The sequence below is a fragment of the Eubacterium sp. AF15-50 genome (assembly GCF_934835595.1).
GTDB classification, from domain to species: domain Bacteria; phylum Bacillota; class Clostridia; order Lachnospirales; family Lachnospiraceae; genus Eubacterium_G; species Eubacterium_G segne.
Genome location: NZ_CAKVZL010000140.1, coordinates 1 through 2,621 on the forward strand (window position 1 = coordinate 1; position 2,621 = coordinate 2,621).

Here is a 2,621-nt window from a genome sequence, read left to right on the forward strand (position 1 = left end):
GCTTTATACACCGTCCCCCTTAATTATAAACAATTTACTGCTCTTTTATTTAAGAGATTTTCTCAACGCCTAAACTTACGTTTTCACCGTTGATATTCCACTCTTTACTATACCCACTCATTTTACCAAATTCTACCTTTTCTGCCAACACTTCTAATTTAATTTCGTCAAGATTGTTGTTAATAATGTCCTCAATTTTAGCATTTTTATCTACATTCACTATAATCTTATCCATTACTTCAAATCCGGCTTCCTTACGCATTGTCTGAATCTTACTGATAACTTCTCTTACAAAGCCTTCTTCAATAAGCTCTTCTGAAAGATTTGTGTCAAGAACTACTGTTACATTGCCATCACTTTCTGAAACGTAGCCTTCAACCTGTGCCATATCTATAAGTAAATCCTCTTTCTCAAGAACCACTTCATTTCCGTCAAAATCAAAGGCCAACGGTTCACCGGCATTTATTTTATCCATTGCTGCATTTCCGTCAAGGTTTGCCAATGCTTCCTTAATCTTCCCTAAGAATTTACCGTATTTAGGTCCTACTGTTCTAAGCTGTGGTTTAAATGAGTAAGATGTAAACGCTCTTACATCCTCAGTAAACTCTACTTCTTTTATATTCAATTCTTCTGTAATTATTTCCTTAAAGAATTCAGGTAATTCAAATTCTGCCTTTACAAACATCTTTCCAATAGGCTGTCTGTTTTTGATATTTGATTTATTTCTGCAGGCACGTCCAAGAACTACTATCTTAAGAACTCTTTCCATGTTTTCTTCTAATTCTTTGTCAATGTGAGCTTCATTAACCTTCGGGAAGTCACAAAGATGAATTGATTCTTTAGCACTCTTATCCACGCTTCTAACTAAGTTCTGGTAAATATCCTCTGTCATAAACGGAATCATAGGTGCTGCTGCCTTTGCTACAGTAACTAAAGCTGTATAAAGTGTCATGTAAGCATTAATCTTATCCTGTGGCATATCCTTTGCCCAGAATCTTTCTCTTGAACGTCTTACATACCAGTTTGACATTTCATCAACAAAATCGTCTAGTGCTCTTGCAGCCTCAGGGATTCTGTAATTTCCAAGATTGTCATCTACAGCCTTAACCATAGAATTCATCTTTGACAATAACCACTTATCCATTACTGATAATTTATCGTAATCAAGAGTGTACTTAGTTGGGTCAAATTGATCAATTTCTGCGTATAATACATAGAATGCATATGTGTTCCAAAGTGTACCCATAAATTTACGCTGTCCTTCTTCCACTGCCTTACCATGGAATCTGTTTGGAAGCCATGGTGCTGAATTAATGTAGAAGTACCATCTGATTGCATCTGCGCCATATTTTTCTAATGCCTCAAAAGGATCAACTGCGTTCCCCTTTGACTTACTCATCTTCTGACCGTTTTCATCCTGAACATGTCCTAAAACAATTACGTTTTTGTATGGAGCCTTGTTAAATAACAATGTTGACTCTGCCATAAGTGAATAGAACCATCCTCTTGTCTGGTCTACAGCCTCTGAAATAAAGTCTGCCGGGAACTGCTGTTCAAATAATTCCTTATTTTCAAACGGATAATGATGCTGTGCAAATGGCATTGCACCACTGTCAAACCAGCAGTCAATAACTTCCGGTACTCTCTTCATTGTGCCGCCACATTCTTTGCACTTAAAAGTAACCTTATCTATATATGGTCTGTGAAGTTCAACCTTTGCGTCATCCGGATTTCCACTTTTTTCTGCTAACTCTGCCCTGCTACCAATTGATTCCTGACATCCGCAGTCACAGCATTCCCAAATATTAAGTGGTGTACCCCAATAACGGTTTCTTGAAATACCCCAATCCTGAACATTTTCAAGCCAGTTTCCAAAACGTCCTTCTCCAATTGATTTTGGAATCCAGTTAACTGTATTATTATTTGCAACTAAATCATCTTTAACTGCTGTCATCTTAATAAACCATGATTCTCTTGCATAGTAAATAAGTGGTGTATCACATCTCCAACAGTGTGGATAATCATGTTCAAATTTAGGTGCATCAAAAAGCTGTCCCTTAGCATCAAGGTCTTTTAAAACCTCAGGGTCTGCTTTTTTAACAAACAGACCTGCAAAAGGTGTCTCTTCTGTCATTTCACCCTTATCATTTACAAACTGTACAAATGGCAGTTCGTATTTACGTCCTACATTGGCATCATCCTCACCAAATGCCGGTGCAATATGAACAATTCCTGTACCATCACTCATTGTAACGTATGTGTCACATGTTACATAGAAGCCTTTCTTTCTCTGCTTGTCTGCCACCTGCTTAGCGCAATCATATAATGGCTCGTATTCTTTTCTTTCTAAATCAGCACCCTTCATAGTTTCAAGAACTTCGTATGCCGGTGCATCATCTGTAGCTAATTTTCCAAGTACGTTATCTGCTAAAGCTTCTGCAATATAATATGTGTAACCGTCATTAGCCTTAACCTTAATATATGTGTCGTTAGGGTTTACACACAATGCAACGTTAGATGGAAGTGTCCAAGGTGTTGTTGTCCATGCAAGGAAATAAGCATCCTCTCCTACCACCTTGAACCTTACTATTGCTGAACGCTCCTTAACACTCTTATATCCC

At 37.7% G+C, this 2,621-nt stretch carries 1 protein-coding gene; it reads right to left on the minus strand.

The window, feature by feature from the left end; translation table 11 throughout:
* Window positions 1-49: 49 nt before the first annotated feature.
* A partial coding sequence (ileS, locus tag Q5O73_RS10410) for an isoleucine--tRNA ligase (RefSeq protein WP_302669653.1) occupies window positions 50-2,621 on the minus strand: 2,572 nt, incomplete at its 5' end.